Source organism: Paenibacillus sp. FSL R5-0527 (genome assembly GCF_038008055.1).
Taxonomy (GTDB): Bacteria; Bacillota; Bacilli; order Paenibacillales; family Paenibacillaceae; genus Fontibacillus; species Fontibacillus macerans.
Genome location: NZ_JBBOYI010000001.1, coordinates 4,532,337 through 4,548,612, shown reverse-complemented (window position 1 = coordinate 4,548,612; position 16,276 = coordinate 4,532,337). Strand labels below are relative to the sequence as shown.

At 57.2% G+C, this 16,276-nt stretch carries 13 protein-coding genes; all 13 read left to right on the top strand.

Annotated features, from left to right (window positions below):
• Positions 1 to 563 precede the first annotated feature (563 nt).
• The 13 genes from NYE69_RS20045 (at position 564) to NYE69_RS19985 (ending at position 16,273) form a co-directional block, all read left to right on the top strand.
• Positions 564 to 2,039, top strand: a complete 1,476-nt coding sequence (locus NYE69_RS20045) for an aldehyde dehydrogenase family protein (RefSeq protein ID WP_340927575.1) — start codon at positions 564 to 566, stop codon at positions 2,037 to 2,039.
• A gap of 330 nt (positions 2,040 to 2,369) precedes the next feature.
• Complete coding sequence (locus tag NYE69_RS20040) at positions 2,370 to 2,642, top strand: (2Fe-2S)-binding protein (protein ID WP_036622859.1); 273 nt, start codon at positions 2,370 to 2,372, stop codon at positions 2,640 to 2,642.
• Positions 2,642 to 2,974, top strand: coding sequence for a (2Fe-2S)-binding protein (locus tag NYE69_RS20035; protein ID WP_326048021.1), 333 nt, complete (start codon positions 2,642 to 2,644; stop codon positions 2,972 to 2,974). The genes NYE69_RS20040 and NYE69_RS20035 overlap by 1 nt, the downstream gene beginning before the upstream one ends.
• Positions 2,971 to 4,218 (top strand): NAD(P)/FAD-dependent oxidoreductase, encoded by a 1,248-nt coding sequence (locus NYE69_RS20030; protein WP_340927574.1) that lies wholly within the window; start codon positions 2,971 to 2,973, stop codon positions 4,216 to 4,218. Before NYE69_RS20035 ends, NYE69_RS20030 begins: the two co-directional genes overlap by 4 nt.
• 313 nt (positions 4,219 to 4,531) lie before the next feature.
• Positions 4,532 to 6,505, top strand: a complete 1,974-nt coding sequence (locus NYE69_RS20025; protein ID WP_340927572.1) for an Ig domain-containing protein — start codon at positions 4,532 to 4,534, stop codon at positions 6,503 to 6,505.
• Positions 6,506 to 6,695: 190 nt separating this feature from the next.
• Positions 6,696 to 7,718 (top strand): ABC transporter substrate-binding protein, encoded by a 1,023-nt coding sequence (locus NYE69_RS20020; protein ID WP_340930454.1) that lies wholly within the window; start codon positions 6,696 to 6,698, stop codon positions 7,716 to 7,718.
• Positions 7,719 to 7,735: 17 nt separating this feature from the next.
• Positions 7,736 to 8,749 carry a FecCD family ABC transporter permease gene (locus NYE69_RS20015; protein ID WP_278739323.1) on the top strand — a complete coding sequence of 338 codons (1,014 nt, stop codon included), beginning with the start codon at positions 7,736 to 7,738 and terminating at the stop codon, positions 8,747 to 8,749.
• Entirely contained in the window at positions 8,746 to 9,789 is a 1,044-nt protein-coding gene (locus tag NYE69_RS20010) for a FecCD family ABC transporter permease (RefSeq protein ID WP_340927571.1), read from the top strand. The genes NYE69_RS20015 and NYE69_RS20010 overlap by 4 nt, the downstream gene beginning before the upstream one ends.
• A 58-nt stretch (positions 9,790 to 9,847) precedes the next feature.
• Positions 9,848 to 10,684 carry an ABC transporter ATP-binding protein gene (locus NYE69_RS20005; protein WP_340927569.1) on the top strand — a complete coding sequence of 279 codons (837 nt, stop codon included), beginning with the start codon at positions 9,848 to 9,850 and terminating at the stop codon, positions 10,682 to 10,684.
• A complete protein-coding gene (locus NYE69_RS20000) occupies positions 10,641 to 11,423 on the top strand; it encodes an IucA/IucC family C-terminal-domain containing protein (RefSeq protein WP_340927566.1) in 783 nt (260 codons plus the stop codon). Before NYE69_RS20005 ends, NYE69_RS20000 begins: the two co-directional genes overlap by 44 nt.
• Before the next feature lie 606 nt (positions 11,424 to 12,029).
• Positions 12,030 to 13,076 carry an ATP-grasp domain-containing protein gene (locus NYE69_RS19995; protein WP_340927564.1) on the top strand — a complete coding sequence of 349 codons (1,047 nt, stop codon included), beginning with the start codon at positions 12,030 to 12,032 and terminating at the stop codon, positions 13,074 to 13,076.
• 22 nt (positions 13,077 to 13,098) lie between these two features.
• On the top strand, positions 13,099 to 14,481 hold the full coding sequence (locus NYE69_RS19990) for a diaminobutyrate--2-oxoglutarate transaminase (RefSeq protein ID WP_340927562.1): 1,383 nt from the start codon (positions 13,099 to 13,101) through the stop codon (positions 14,479 to 14,481).
• A 58-nt stretch (positions 14,482 to 14,539) separates the two neighbouring features.
• Positions 14,540 to 16,273 (top strand): IucA/IucC family protein, encoded by a 1,734-nt coding sequence (locus tag NYE69_RS19985; RefSeq protein WP_340930452.1) that lies wholly within the window; start codon positions 14,540 to 14,542, stop codon positions 16,271 to 16,273.
• The last annotated feature ends 3 nt before the right edge of the window (positions 16,274 to 16,276 follow it).

Sequence of the window (16,276 nt, the reverse complement as noted above, 5' to 3'; positions counted from 1 at the left end):
CGCCTGCACAAAATCTCTGGTACGCCTTGCCCGCAATTCCATTTGAGATCACGCCAGAAATCTAACGGTTGTATCCGTCGCTATTTTGCCAAAAAAGACCCTTTCTAAACTTTAACGGTTGTGAGCGCGGTTATCTGCTCTAATCTGATCCCCAATAGCCGGGTTTTAGCTAAATAAGCGCTATGGCAACCGTTAGAATTTGAAAACGGCGATATTGGAGCAAATAGCGGCTGTGGCAACCGTTAGAATGTGGTGGCGAGAAAATGTATCTTGTCGGATTTAATGTAACGCTAGTGTTGCGACAGAGCTTATTTTGGCTTATCTCAAAGGTTCGCCCCTTTTTCACCCAAATAAGCGCGGGTGCAACCGTCAGATAATGAATCTCGTCTTTTCGGCTAATTAGCGCAGGTTACGACCGTTAGCGAAAGACTGAAAAACCTGGATGCAGAACCGTTAACTCAAAACGAATGGATAGCCAACCGACTTTGCAGCCAAGCGCCGATTTCTGGGTTGAGTCCAAAAAAGGAAGCGTCCAAAAAGGAAACAAAAGAAGGGAGCTTGGAATGAGCTTGAAACAGGAAGAATCGGCAAAATCGTCAATGGTACACAGCCGGAATTGGATCGGAGGAGAATGGATCGTCCCTGCGGCAGGGGAGTGCGCCGTGGTTAATCCGTCCGACATCCGCGAGGAAGTAGGCGTGCTTCATTTATCCGACGCTTCGCACGTCAGACAGGCGGAGCAGGCGGCACGTTCGGCATACGCTTCCTGGTCCCGCTTGACGGGGGCCGCAAGAGGCGAGCATTTGCAGCGGCTGGCGGCCGCTTTGGAGGCGAGGGCGGCCGAGGTGGCCCGTCTCGCCAGCATGGAGATGGGCAAGCCGATTACGGAAATGCGCGGCGAAGTCATGCGCGGCGTAAACCTGCTGCGTTACTATGCCGCAGAAGGAGTACGGGCAAGCGGGGCGGTGATCCCTTCCAGCGAGCCGGATGTTTTGCAGTATAGCCGGAAGGTGCCGCTTGGGGTGGTCGGAATTATCACCCCCTGGAATTTTCCCGTAGCCATTCCGCTATGGAAAATAGCGCCGGCGCTGATCTGCGGCAACACGGTGATCTGGAAACCGGCCGAGTCCGCTTCTTTGACCGCGACCAGGCTGGCGGAAATTTTCGCCGAAGCCGGACTTCCGCCCGGTGTCGTCAATCTGGTCGTCGGCAAAGGCGGTAAAATCGGCGGTCCGCTGCTGGAGCAAATCGCTTTGGACGCGGTCAGCTTTACCGGCTCCACGGCCACCGGTACGCACATCGCCGAGACCTGCGCCAAACGCAACATCAAATATCAAACCGAAATGGGCGGCAAAAATGCCGCCGTGGTGCTAAGCGACGCCGATCTGGAGCATACCGTGCCCCTGATCGTCAGCGGCGCTTTCCGCTCGGCGGGCCAGAAATGCACGGCGACCAGCCGCATCATCGTGGAATCCGGCATTTACGATTCGTTTACCGAAGCGTTGACGCAAGCGGTATCCAGGCTCAAGCTGGCCCCGGCCCTTGACCCGGAGGCTTACCTGGGACCGGTAGCTTCGGCAGGCCAATACGAAACGGTGAACTCCTATGTGCAGCTGGCTTGGGAGCATGCCGAAATCTTGGCTCAAGGTCCGGCAGCGGCGGATGACCGGGAAGGCTACTACATTCGGCCGCTGGTGGCGGCGGGCTTGAACGCGGAGCATCCGCTGATTCAGGAGGAGATTTTCGGACCGGTCGCCGTGGTGCTGGAAGCGTCCGATTTCAGGGAGGCCGTCGCTTTGTGCAATCAGTCCGTTTACGGCTTGAGCGCTTCTTTATTCACCCGGGATTTGTCCTCTGCTCACCGGTTCCTCGACGAAGCCCGGGCCGGAATGGTCCGCGTCAATCAGGAGACGGCGGGCGTCGAGTATCAGGCCCCGTTTGGCGGCCTGAAGCTGTCCAGCTCGCACACGCGCGAACAGGGGCAAGCCGCCCTGGATTTCTACACAGAGCTGAAGACCTGCGCTATCCGTTATTTTTAGGGTCATCTTTTGAAGATTTAAGAATGAATAACCACCGGAGATTTTCTTCCTTAAATCGCAAGAAAAACTTCATCAAGGCGGTCTGTCTTCTTTGATTGTTCATCGATAGAGTTTTTCTTATCACGGAGCAGGACAAGAAGCGGATCGGGCGTCGAATCTTGAATTCAGCCGGGCCAAGCATATGCTTCCGAAGCATGTTTCCTCCGGAAACATTTCAGGTGCTCACGTACCCAAAACGTACGCTCCGCTCCTTTCGACCCTAGCTTGATCCAACCTTCTTGGTGCTCAAAACATGTCTTTTGAACACGGACTTTTTAGGAGGCTTACGATATGCAACGACGATCCACGGTGATTTGCCGCTGCGAAGAAGTGACGCTGGAACAATTGGAGGCGGCCTATGCGTCGGGATGCCGCACCTCCCGGCAACTGAAGATGAAAACGCGGGCCGCGATGGGCGCTTGCCAGGGCCGGGTATGCAGGAACCTGCTGGAAACCTGGATTCACGCAAAAGATCCCGAGTCCTCCCGCGATGCCGAGCTGCTGGCCTGCCGACCGCCGATCCGGCCCGTCACTTTCGGCCAACTGGCAAGGGGGGGAGAGTAGTGGAACGGATCATAGACCACCCGATTCTGGGTCCGCAGAAAACGCCGGGTAAAACGGTGAGTTTTACTTTTAACGGCAAGGTATTGACGGGACGGCAAGGGGAGCCGATCGCCGCCGCTTTGCTCGCCTCCGGGATTCGCATTTTACGCAGGCACGAGGAATCCGGCAGTCCCCGCGGGCTGTACTGCGCCATCGGCCATTGTATGGAATGCCGGCTGGATGTGGAAGGCAAGGGGCCGGTGCGCTCCTGCCTTACCCCGCTGGAGGCGGGGATGCGCATTTCCGAGGGGCGGCGGCTGCCCAATGAAATAACGGGGAGGAAACGGCCGTGACGAAGTCCCCGCTATTCGACCTGCTGATCGTCGGCGCCGGTCCGGCGGGATTGTCGGCCGCGGCCGAAGCGGCCGGCCATGGGCTCGGCGTAGTCGTGCTGGATGAGTTCCCCGAACCGGGCGGGCGTATGCTGGGCCAGTTTCACGAGGAAAAAGGGCACTGGTGGATAGGCCGGCGGGAAGCTGAGCAACTGCTGGAAAAATGCGCTGCCCTAGGGGTTGAAATCCGCTGCGGCATATCCGTTTACGGTATGGCCAGGCAGGATGACCGCTGGGTGGTAAGAACGACCGGCGGAACGCTAACGGCCGCGCGCATCCTGCTCGCTACGGGCGCCGCCGAAATTCCCCGGCCCTGCCCCGGCTGGACGCTGCCCGGCGTGATGTCGATCGGCGCGGCCCAGGTGCTGGCCAATGTGCACTACGTGAAGCCCGGCCGGCGCGGACTGATTATCGGCGTTAACACGCTCGCCATGGCCATCGCCCGGGAGCTGGCGGTCAGCGGAGTGCCGATCGCCGGGATTGTGCTGCCCGGGCCGGGTCCCTTGTCCGGTGAAGACGCCTTGCCCAAGGCCGTTTTGGCGAAGTTGATGGGCCTCGCCCATCTGGCGCCTTCGCCGCTGATGCGAATCGGCGGAAAGATCGCGGGCAGCTTAGGGATCGCGAGGCCGGCGGCCCGGTTTTTCCCCCGCAGCGGGATGAAAATATGGGATATTCCGTTACTGCTGCGGACGGCGGCCATATCCATTAACGGTACGGACCGGGTGGAATCCGTAACGTTGGCGGATGTAACCGGAACCGGCGAGGTCATCCCCGGCAGCGAGCGGGAGGAGCGGGTGGATTTCGCGGCGCTGGCGGGGGGATTATATCCGCTGGCGGAATTGGCCGCGGTGGCCGGGTGCCCATTTGTGCATGTACCGGAGCTGGGCGGCCATATTCCGCTTCACAATGAGCAATTGCAAACCCCGGTGGAAGGCTTGTATGTCGCCGGCAATATTACCGGGATCGAAAGCGCGCTGGTGGCTATGGCCCAGGGGCGGCTGGCCGCCGCGGCCGTATGCGGCGATGCGGGCGTATTGGGAACCCGCAGGGAAAGCAAGCTGCTTGAAGCGGCGCAGCAGGTCCGGCGCGTGCGCTCCTCCGCGTTGATTCAATTTCAACCGGGCATCGCTGATGCCAGAGAGCGGGTTTATAAGCAATACGCTGCGTTCCTGCGGGCTGAAGTGAAGGGTTCAATGAGCAAATGAACTAAGCGCAAGAGAAAAACATAAGCACAAAAAATGACGTTATTCCGGCGATATCCGTGCATTTGAAAGAAATAGAGGCATTTTATGCCGCTATATTCTCCCGTCGCAAGGAAATGCCGGTAGCTCTGCGCCATTCACAGGAAAATAAGGACAAAAAACGCCGCTAACGGGGATGAACAGGCCTGGCTCCGGACAATAAGATCATAAAGTGCCGCTATTTTTGAGGGATGACGGTTAGCCAAAGCAGCAGCTAGAGCCGGCCGTCAACCGCCGTATTTTTAGGTTGAGCTATAAACAAGGAAGGGGATAAAGGATGAAAAGATGGGTCTCATTATGGATGAGCATTCTGTTAACGGTTTCCTTATTCGCTTTACCGGCCGCCGCCGAGCCGGCGGAGCCGCAGCAGCTTGACGATCAGGCGGAAATTGTCGATATTTTCGGGAGAACCCTGAACAATTACGGCGTGGAGCTGGTAGACTGGCAAGGGTATATCGCCAATCCTTTTGTCAAACTAACGCTTGTTCCGCCGCGGAACGCCGCTTATCCTTTGACCATAAACATTAAGGCCAAAGGCAGCTCCAGATTGATGTTGGACCGTCCCAGCACTTTTAGCGCAAACGGGGCGGCCAAGACGCTGTCGTTCCAAAACGCCGGCGATCGCAAGCCTTTTTACCTTGAGATCCAACCGGACCGGATCGGCGGAAACGGTGAAATCGAACATTACACGCTGGAACTGACGGTGACCGGCGCGAATGGCGCCTCCCGCACGCAAACCACTCCGATTCGCGTCCTGGATCAGGACGATAACAGGGAGCCGGAGCTGCCGCTTAAATTCGATTACAGATACGACACGGTTCAGCCCTATTTCAGCAATCCCGCGATCCGTGCAGCCGGTGAGCAGGCGATCAAGGACTGGTTCTATTTCTTCGATATGGAGCCGTTTGATACCGTGCCGGCCAACGCGGAAACGACCTGGCTGCCGGAGGATGGCTTCAACGGGCATGTCGCCGCAACCAACAACGAGCCTTACAACGGGATGTGGATCTACTTGAGAGGACTCAACGGCCCCTATTCGACCGGCGGACCGGCGAACAACGGACAATATCACAAGCGGGGCGGAGTGACCGTGCCGGGCAATATCCATCGTTCCTTGCTAACGATCCTTGATTTTTACGATACCGCGACCCCGTTTGCTTCGCTAAATGACGAGGAATGGTACCTGTCGGAAATGTCGAGTACGCGCACGGACGTATACGGCCTGATCATGCACGAGTTTGGCCACGCGGTCGCGTATTCCGATAGCTGGCAAGGGATGGCGGCCTACGAGCGCGGCGGCTGGAGAACGGCGGACAATATTATAGCCTACCAAGGCGTTCCTGTACCGCTGGACAATAGCTACCATATTCCCGGAGATCAGCAGTATTGGGATCGGCTCAGCGGCCAGAACGGCGGATATAACCATCTTTTTCACGACAATAAGCGCTGGATGCTGACCAAACTGGCCTTGCTGATTGCGGAAAAAGCGGGCTGGAAATTAAATCGCGAGCTGACGCCTTTCCTGAGTCCGTCCATCAAAAATATCTCTGTTCCTAACGCAACGCCAGGAGGGAATTACGCATTGAAGCTGCAGGCCGAGGGCGGGGTTCCTTTCTACGATTGGACGATTACGCAAGGCTCGCTGCCCGGGGGTCTGAGCTTGGACCGCTTTACCGGTGAAATCAAAGGTACCGTATCCGGCAATGCCCAAGGAAGCTACCGGTTTACCGTGCAGCTTCGCGATTACGACGAAAAGGGTACCCCGGTGCAAAAACAATTCACCATCAACGTCGGACAGGGAGGAGCCCCGACAGAAAACGTAGCCGTCAATGGAACGGCCTCCACCTCCTACGTATCCCCTTGGGAAAGCCTGGCCGGGCTGAATGACGAGTACGAACCGGAAAGCTCGGCAGACCTTGGACACCCGGTGTACGGCAACTGGGATAACCCCGGAACCGAGCAGTGGGTTCAATATGACTTCAACCGTCCCGTTAAGATCTCGTCCAGCGAAGTGTACTGGTTTGACGATAATCAGGGGATCGATCTGCCGGAGTCTTTTTACTTGCAATACTGGAACGGAAATGCTTGGGTGCAGGTGCCGAACCCATCCGCATATGGCGTGCTTCCGGATCAGTATAATGTGACTGCCTTCGACCCGGTGACAACGACGAAAATCCGGTTAACGATGAAGGCCAAGCCAGCCGCGTCAACCGGCATCCAGCAATGGAAAGTGATTGGAGAGCCGGCTTAGAGTTGATTTGATCGGACGAATAGCGGGTATATCGAATTTGGCGAGCTGCGGGGGAGAAAATGCCCTTGCGGCTCGTGATTTTTTTAATAAAAATTTGAAAGAACACTTGAATAATGTTCCAGCCTCCATTACAATCTAACTGATATTGATATTCATTATCATTTAGAATGTAATGGGGGAGAAAGCAATGATGTTCAGGTTCAACAAATCATTTTTCAGTCATATGGCGCTTGTGTTGATCTTTACGATGTTGGCAGGCTGCGGAGCCGCCGGCGGGGCGGCGGAAGGAACGGCAAATACAAGCCAGGCGGCGGGCGCCAGCGTGAACGCGGGCAGCGCCGCAAACGGGGGAACGGATAGCAGTGCCGGGGAAGAGACGCGGATCATTAAGCATGCGATGGGGGAAACCGAGATTAAGGGAACACCGCAAAAAGTCGTCACCCTGTTCCAAGGGGCGAACGATGTCGTGGTTGCCCTGGGGGTGAAGCCGGCCGGAGTGGTCGAATCCTGGGCGCAGCAGCCTGTCTATGAATATTTGCGGGCCGATCTGGAAGGCGTGCCCATCGTCGGGCAGGAGACTCAGCCGAACCTGGAGGAAATACATAAGCTCAAGCCCGATCTGATTATCGCCAATAAGACGCGGCATGAGGACATTTATGAGCAGTTGTCCCAAATCGCGCCGACCGTGATGCTGGAGACGCTGTACGACTGGAAGGAAACGCTGAAAACGGCGGGCGCGGCGTTGAACCTTGAAGACAAGTCCGATCAGCTGTTGTCCGATTGGGAGGCGAGAGTGGCCGACTTTAAAGAGAAGATGGGCGATCGCCTGCCGATTGAAGCTACGATCACCAATTTCAGAGCCGATCAGGTGCGGATTTACTATATGGGTTATGCCGGCCAAATTTTGCAAGAGCTTGGCTTTACAAGACCTCCGGGTCATGACGAAGATATCTGGGGTGTCGAGCTTGCCTCGAAGGAAGCCATTCCGGATATGAATGCGGACATGATCTTTAACTTCAATTACAGTGCGGATGGTGAAGCCGTCCAGAAGAATTACGAGGAATGGACAAAAAGCAAGCTGTGGGCCAATCTGGATGCGGTCAAAAACAACCAGTTTGTCCAGGTGGATGAGGTGATATGGAACCTCGGGGGCGGTTACAAGTCGGCCAACCTTTTGCTCGATGGTCTGTATGAGTATTTCAAACTGAACTAAGGGGAAAGAGTGAGGACATGTTGCCCCTGTTTGCACAAGGGAAATCCAAGATTGCAGGGCTGGCGGCGTTGCTGGTGCTGCTGGCCGCGGCGGGTGCCGCAAGCCTGATTTACGGCCGCACGGAAATTACGGTTTCCACGGCGGTGGAAGCGTTCAAACATTATGATGAAGAATCCACCCCGCATATCGTGCTCCGTACCGAGCGGCTGCCCCGGACGGTGATCGCCGCCGTTGTCGGCGCCAGCCTGGCGGTTGCGGGTGCGCTCATGCAAGCGTTGACACGCAATCCGCTTGCTTCTCCAAGCGTGTTTGGCATCAATGCCGGGGCGATATTTTTTATCGTGCTTGCAAATGTGGTGCTGTCGGTCTCCTCGTTAAATGCGATGATGTGGTTTGGCTTTACCGGGGCTGCCATTGCGGCGGCCGTTGTGTATACGCTCGGCTCCATCGGGCGGGACGGCTTGACCCCAATCAAGGTTGTGCTGGCCGGGACGGCGATTAGCGCCTTGTTCTCGTCCTTTACGCAGGCGGTGCTCGTTCTGGACGGGACCGGGCTGCAGGAGGTGCTGTTCTGGCTGGCCGGCTCCGTCAGCGGCCGCACGCTGGAAATGCTGTATCCCGTTCTGCCGTATATGGCCGCGGGAGCTTTGGCCGCGCTGTTTATGGGCCGGGCGATCAATCTGCTGTTGACCGGCGATGATATCGCTAAAGGCATGGGGCAAAACGTCGTGCTGGTCAAGACGGCCATGGGCGCCGCAACCGTGCTGCTCGCCGGGGGCGCCGTGGCCGTGGCCGGCTCCATCGGTCTTGTCGGACTCGTCGTGCCCCATATCATGCGCACATGGGTCGGGAATGACTACCGCTGGCTTATTCCTTACTCGCTCATAGGCGGAGCGGTGCTGCTGTTGTTGGCCGATGTGACCGCGCGGCTGATCATCCTGCCGGAGGAACTCCCGCTTGGGATCATGACCGCCCTGATTGGCGGACCGTTCTTCGTCTACATTGCCCGCAAGGGGGTGACGAAGATATGAGAGGAACGTTTATCTTCCGCAGCAAGAAGGAAGCGGTATCCCTGCAGGTGGAGAGGAGAGCGGTGCTTGTCATCGCCGTGCTGGTTCTTCTCGTCCTGCTCGCCGCTGTGCTTGGCACAAGCCTAGGCAGCGATGTGATTTCGCCCCTGGAAGTGCTGCGGACGATTCTGGGAATGAATGCAGGGGAGTATGATTTTGTCGTGCTGACGCTGAGGCTGCCGCGGGTGCTGCTGTCCCTGCTGGTCGGAGCCGCGCTCGGCATGTCCGGCGCCATTTTGCAAGGGGTGATCCGCAATCCCTTGGCTTCTCCGGATGTCATCGGCATCACGGGCGGCGCGGCGGCTGTTGCCGTCGGTTTTGTGACGCTGCTGGGCGGGGCGGTCAGCATCAAGCTGTTGCCGGCCTTTGCGGTTGCCGGAGCATTGGTGACCTCGATGGTCATCTATGCGCTTGCCTGGAAGGCTGGGGTCGCGCCGATCCGCCTCGTGTTGATCGGCATCGGCATTTCGGCCATCACCAGCGCCGGTACGACGTTTATGCTGATCATCAGTCCGTTTTATACCGCCGGGCAAGCGTATATTTGGCTGACAGGCAGCGTGTATGGCGCTTCCTGGACGGATGTTTATACGATAATTCAGGTTATTTTGCTCGTCGTACCGCTTGCGCTTTGGCTGGCCCGCAGTTTGAACGCGCAGGAATTCGGCGACGATCTGGCCACCGGACTCGGCGTCACCGTTGAGCGCCACCGCTTTACGCTGCTGCTGTGCAGCGTCCTGCTCGCCGGATTTGCGGTTGCCGTGGCCGGCACGCTTGGTTTCGCCGGATTGATCGCGCCGCATATCGCCCGAAAACTGGCTGGCCGGATGTTCGGCAGCCTGCTCCTCGTGTCGGCGCTGACCGGCGCGCTGCTCGTATTCGGCGCCGACTTGGTCGGACGCACGGCGTTTCTTCCGTTGGACGTCCCGGCAGGGGTGTTCACCGCGGGGATTGGCGCGCCGTTTTTCCTGTACCTCCTGTTTAAGAACAGGAATCAATTTTAATTGCGTTCAAAAAGTCGGATGACTTTTTGAACAACCTCATGTAGAAGGAGGAGAAACCGTGAGCATCTTGGAAGCAAAGGACTTGACCATTTCTTATGGCACGGAGCCTGTGATCGACAACCTGAATCTGGTGATTCCCAAAGGAAAAATCACGGTGCTGATCGGCAGCAACGGCTGCGGCAAATCGACATTGCTGCGCACCGTCGCCCGGTTGCTCAGGCCCAGGTCAGGCACGGTGCTGCTGAACGGGGAAGAGATTGCCAGGCTTCCTACCAAAGAGGTCTCCCGGCGAATGGCGATTTTGCCTCAGGGACCATCCGCCCCGGAAGGGCTTACGGTGAGCCAGCTAGTGCGGCAGGGGAGGTATCCCCATCAAAGCTGGCTGAAGCAGTGGTCGCGCGAGGATGAGCGGATGGTCCGGCTTGCGCTTGAGTCCACGCGTCTGTCGGAGCTGGCGGATCGCCCGGTGGACGCCTTGTCGGGAGGACAGCGCCAGCGCGCCTGGATCGCCATGACCCTCGCGCAGGGCACGGAAACGCTGCTGCTTGACGAGCCGACAACGTACCTGGACATGAGCCATCAGATTGAAGTCCTCGATCTGCTGTTTGAACTGAACGAGCAGGAAGGCCGCACCATCGTCATGGTTCTGCACGATCTGAATCTCGCCTGCCGTTACGCGCATCATATCGTCGCGGTCCACAACAAAACCGTGTTCGCGCAGGGCAGACCGGAGGATATCGTGACCCGGGAGATGGTCCGGACCGTGTTCCGGATGGACTGCGAGATCGCCGTCGATCCGCTGTTTGGAACACCTTTATGCATACCTCACGGAAGGGGCAGGAAAATTCAAGATGAACAAGACTACAGACAACTCGCTGCAACCGGAAGAATTTGAAATCCTGGCCGCCGACTACCGGTTAACCCGGGATTCTTCGCCTAACAGGACTTTCTCCATTCCGTATGCCGACTTGCTGGATTCGGAGAAAAGCCTGGCCTATTTTCGCGGGGTAAAAGGCATTTTCGAAACCGATTCCGAGCTTGCCGCCGTCTCGCTGTTTGCCAAGCGGTATGCCTTTCTTGTCGTCGCACCCGGACTCTATGCGATGTCCTGCCTCAACAAGGGCTTGAATTTGGCCTTGGAGAACGGCTGGATCGAATCGAGCTACCGGGGGCAGGCGTGGCTGCCCAAAGCGAGGCTCTTAGACCTGCAGGTAAGTGTGCCAGGGGAGGGACAGAGAAGCGAATGGCGCGACCGGGTAATCGAAACGATGTTTGCCGGAAACTTGTCCCGGGTGTGGACCGCCATGTCCAAAGCGGCCGGCATCTCCAAAGCGTTGTTATGGGAAAATACGGCGATCTATGTCTATTGGCTATATGAGAAAAAGTTTACGGAAGAAGGAGTCAGCCCCGAGCAAAAGCGGCGGATGGAGGAGGATTACCGCTACCTGCTCTATGACGCGCCGCCGCGTCTTTTCGGCGAACCGCGCAACCCGATCAAGAAATTCAACAGCCCCAAAGTGATCAAGGCTGAGTCCGATAGCCCGATCCGCATGCGCAAAACGTGCTGCTTGTATTATCTGACGTCGGACACGCCGCACGACTATTGCTCGACATGCCCGAAACGAAATCGTTAACAAGGGAAGCGCCGGGGAGCGCCGCTTCTTCCTGCGGGGCTAGTGCCGCTTCCCCGGCACGCGCGGCATGCTGTACGGCACTGGAGCAGAGGGTCCAGGCTGAAGCGGCTAAGGGACCGGAGAGTCCTTATTTCCTGAAAATACACTAGGGTTGCATTAAATCTGATCCGGCAAGATACATTTCTAGCCACATAAATATTCTAACGGTTGCCACAAGCGCTATTTGCTCCAAAAATATTGATTTCAAATTGTAACGGTTGCCATGGCGCTTATTTCACTAATACCCGGCTATTTTTGCCTAAATTAAGGAAATTAACGTCGCTCATAACCGTTAGATTTCAGAAAAGGTTTTTTTTGGAAAATAGCCACTGTTGCAACCGTTAGCTTCCCGAGTAACTTTTACCTCTCCACCTCTCGCTTAACCCCCTTTTTCCACTCCTGTACTCCGACAATGTTTATAACCCCGAACGCGAAAAAACTTAAATTTCCTTAAAAGTTTATAATTGACAATCCGAATAATCCTCCTGTAAGATAATTACAGATGATATTGATAATCATTATCATTACATTAATGCTTTTATATTATCGGAACCATGAGGAACAACCGTGGCTTTATCGGGGATGGGAGGGATTGCATTGCGCGGGGCGCAAAGCCAAAATTTACAAAATCGGCTGATTATGAGCAAAGCCGAGGAGATGGGCATCGGCTGCCGCCAGCTTGTCGCCGGGTGCGAGGATTTTTTGGAGCTCACTTGCCAGGGCAGGAGCATCGTGATCAACAAAACGAGATCCCATCGTCTGCCGTTGATTGCCGGACTGCTGGCGAAAAATAAAGAAGCGGCGAACCATTTGCTGCAGCGCCGGGGGCTGCCGGTGCCTCCGTTTATCGTGGTGCCGGAGATGGGGGAGAAGGCCGCACGGTTTCTGGAGGCCTGCGCGTCGGTTGTGGTCAAGCCGCTTGATGCCAGCGGCAGCGCCGGCGTCACGCTGGACGTCCGGACCAGGGATCAGCTTGTCGAAGCCATCCGAAGAGCCGGCCGATACAGCGGGAGCATCCTGATTCAGCGATTTGTGCCGGGGGCGGATTATCGCGTTCTGGTCATCGGCGGCAAGGTGGCGGCGGTCACCGGATACCGGCCTGCCTATGTCATTGGAGACGGCTCCTCCTCGGTAAGGGAATTGATCCGGCGATTGAATGAAACGAGAATCAGACGGCGCGGTATCGGCGAAATGGAGGCGTTTGCCGAAATCAAGGCGGATTCGCCGCGGCTGAAAGCGGTGCTGGACAAGCAGGGGGCGGCGCTTGACGATCTTATTCCGGCGGGAGCGCGGCTGGAGCTGTTTGATCTTCACAATGCTCCGGCCGGCGAGATCAGCGAAATTTACGCCGATCGCACGGATTCCATCTGCCCGGCCAACGCCGAAATGGCCATCGAGGCTGCGCGAACGCTGCAGATTGATGTCGCCGGCATCGATATGCGCTGCCCCGATATCGGCCGGCCCATAACGAAGACATCCGGCGGCATCCTGGAGGTCAATGCCCTGCCTGATTTCGCGTATCACGTTTTTTCGTATGAAGGCGCTTCACGCGATGTCACCCGCATGTATCTGGAATATTTGTTTGAAACAACACTTTCTGCATCCCACAACTAAACCAAAGGAGCGTTGGAAGGATATGTCGGTAAAGGTCCATAATGTCCAAAACGATCAGAACGATTATTTAAGGCTGCAGGAAGAAAAGGAATCCAATGCGCGCGCGTACCCCCGGCATTTTCCGCTTGTGATCAGCAGGGCGAAAGGAATGATGGTGACGGATACGGAAGGCCGCACGTACTATGACTGCCTGGCCGGCGCCGGCACGCTGGCGCTGGGCCATAATCATGAGGTCGTGGTGGAGGCGATTCGCGGCGTGCTCGAACAGCAAATTCCGCTTCACACCCTCGATCTGGCCACGCCGCTCAAGCTGGCCTTTATGGAGGAACTGTTTTCGATTCTGCCCGAAGAACTAAGGAACAGCAGCAAAATCCAGTTCTGCGGCCCGACCGGGGCGGACGCCGTTGAAGCCGCGATCAAGCTGGCGAAGAGCGCAACCCGGGGCAGATCCGTTCTTGCCTTTCAAGGCGGCTATCATGGATCGACGCAGGCGGCGATGGCGATGAGCGGCAATCTCAGTAAAAAGGAGCATCTGCAGAGCCTGCTGCCGGATGTGCATTTCCTTCCTTTCCCCTATGAATACCGCTGTCCGTTCGGCATGGGCGGCGGCATGACCGCCAAGCTGAGCGCGCAGTATATCGAGAACCTGCTCGACGACTGCGAAAATGGCATTGCCGCTCCGTGCGGCGTCATTGTGGAGACGGTGCAGGGCGAGGGAGGAGCGATCCCCGCCGATCTTGGATGGCTGAATGAACTGCGGCGCATCACGGCCGAAAGGGGCATCCCGCTGATCATTGACGAAGTGCAAACGGGGATCGGGCGCACGGGCCGCATGTTTTCGTTCGAGCATGCCGGAATCGTCCCGGACGTGATAGTCTGTTCCAAAGCGGTTGGCGGCAGTCTGCCGATGTCGCTTGTCATCTACAAGGAAGAGCTGGATGTATGGCCGCCGGGGGCGCATACCGGCACCTTTCGCGGCAACCAGTTGGCGATGGCCGCCGGGCTGGCGACGCTGCGTTACATCCGGGAACAGGATGTGCTGGCCAACGTACAGAAACGCGGCGAGCAGTTCATGACCCGGCTCGGCGCGCTGAAAGCCGGGTGCGAGGCGATCGGCGATGTTCGCGGCCGCGGCCTGATGATCGGGGTGGAGATCGTGGACACCGCCGGCCGCAGGGATCGTTTGGGCCACTATCCGCCGCATGGGGCACTGGCCGCCGCCATTCAGCGGAGCTGCTTCAATAACGGTTTGATTGTGGAGGTGGGCGGGCGCCGCTCCGCCGTCATTCGCTTCCTGCCGCCGCTGACGATCACCGAACGCGAAGCCGCGGACGTGCTTTCGATTTTCGAGAAATCCGTGACCGAAGCGCTGGCCGAGCCGCCCGCGGCTTTCGTCTCCTGCTGATAAAAGGAGCAGGCCAATTTATCCGTATCGAGAAAGAAGGTTGGCATCATTGCTGGAGATGGAGAGCAAGCTTCGTTCCGAGAGCTTGGAACAAGCGAACCGGCACACGTGCAAGCTGCTGCTTAACTGCTACATCCGGGAGCTGGCGCAGGAGAGGGAGGATGACATTACGCTGAACGCGGACACGCTTGACTATGCGGTCGCTTTCCCGGTCTGCGGGGTTACGGTTTTTGGAAAGCTGGCCTATTATTCCGCCGCCGGAGAGCATGAATACGAGAGCATTCGGCGGTCCGGCGCAAACGGAGCGAATGGAGCGAATGGCCACGTGGAATATGGGGAACTGGTCCAATGGATCATCCGGGAGCTGCCGAGCGAAGGTTTGGGGACAGGCCAAGGCGCGCCGGCAGATGATAACCGGATCACGGACGAACAGGCGCGCAGTTTTGCGGAAAAGGTGGACAACAGCTGCCGCAATCTCGCCCTGTTTATCGAGCGGGCGGCGGAGCTTGAGGTGTTCGACTACCGGACTTCGGAACAATCGCTGATTTACGGGCATCCGTTCCACCCCTTTCCCAAAAATTCGCGGGGATTTTCCGAGCGGGATGTGCGAACGTTCAGTCCGGAGCTGCGCACCTCGTTTCGGCTCGGATATTTTGCCGTAAGAAAGGATGTATTCCGGGACGAGTGGGTGGCGGAGGATAAAAAAGTACCGCCGCATGAAAGCGTGCAGGCGCATCTCCGGCATACGCTTGGGGACAAAAGCGGCGAATACGCTCCGCTTCCGGTTCATCCGTGGCAATACAAGCATGTGCTGGGCCTGTCCGAGGTTCAGGATTATGTCCGCGAAGGGAAATTGGTTCCCCTCGGCGGCCTGGGGCCGCTTGTCTATCCGACGACCTCCGTACGTACGGTATATGTGCCCGACATGAACTGCAATATCAAGCTGTCCCTGAGCATGCAGATCACCAATTTGATCCGTACCAACAGCGATGAGCAGATGCGCAGGACGCTGGACGCCTCCCGCTATTTGCTGCGGCATGGCTGTTTCGGTCCAAATTCGCCTACCCGGATCGCTTATGAGACAGGCATTAGCACCTGCCGGTTTGCGGATGAGAAGTTGACCCGGCAGTTTACGATCGTCTACCGTCCGATCGAATTTGATCCGGCATCTACCTATGTGCTGGCAAGCCTGGCGGAAGCTCCGCAGCCGGGGAGACCTTCGCGCCTGATGTCGATGCTGGGCGGCAGCGGCCAAAGCGGACAGGCGGACCGCTGGTTTGCGCGCTATCTGGAGCTGTCGCTGCTGCCGCTCGTGCGCGTTGCGTGGGAGAAGGGCATTCATTTTGAAGCCCATTTGCAGAACACGCTGCTGACCTTGCGGGACGGCATGCCGGAGGCCTTCATCATTCGCGATCTGGAAGGCGTTAGCGTCGAGATCGGCAGGGCGGCGGAAGGGCTGGGGACAGCCCGGGGACAGGAACTGTCCGGTCCTTTGTTCTATTCAAGAGAGCAGGCCTGGGCGCGGACATCGTACTATTTTATCGTGAATCATCTCGGCTCGCTTATTCATGCCATGGCCAGGGATGCGGGCGTTCCCGAAACGCATTTCTGGACGATCGTGCGCGAAACGCTCCGGCGGGAATGCGAGAGAAGCGGCAACGCTTTTGCGAAACACCTGCTTACGGCAGGTACGTTCTATGCCAAGCGGAACATGCTGAGCTGTCTAAAAGGAAGCGGTGAGGCGCCGGCTTATGTGCCGGTCGGCAATTTAATTCAAGAAACGGGGGAGTGAAAA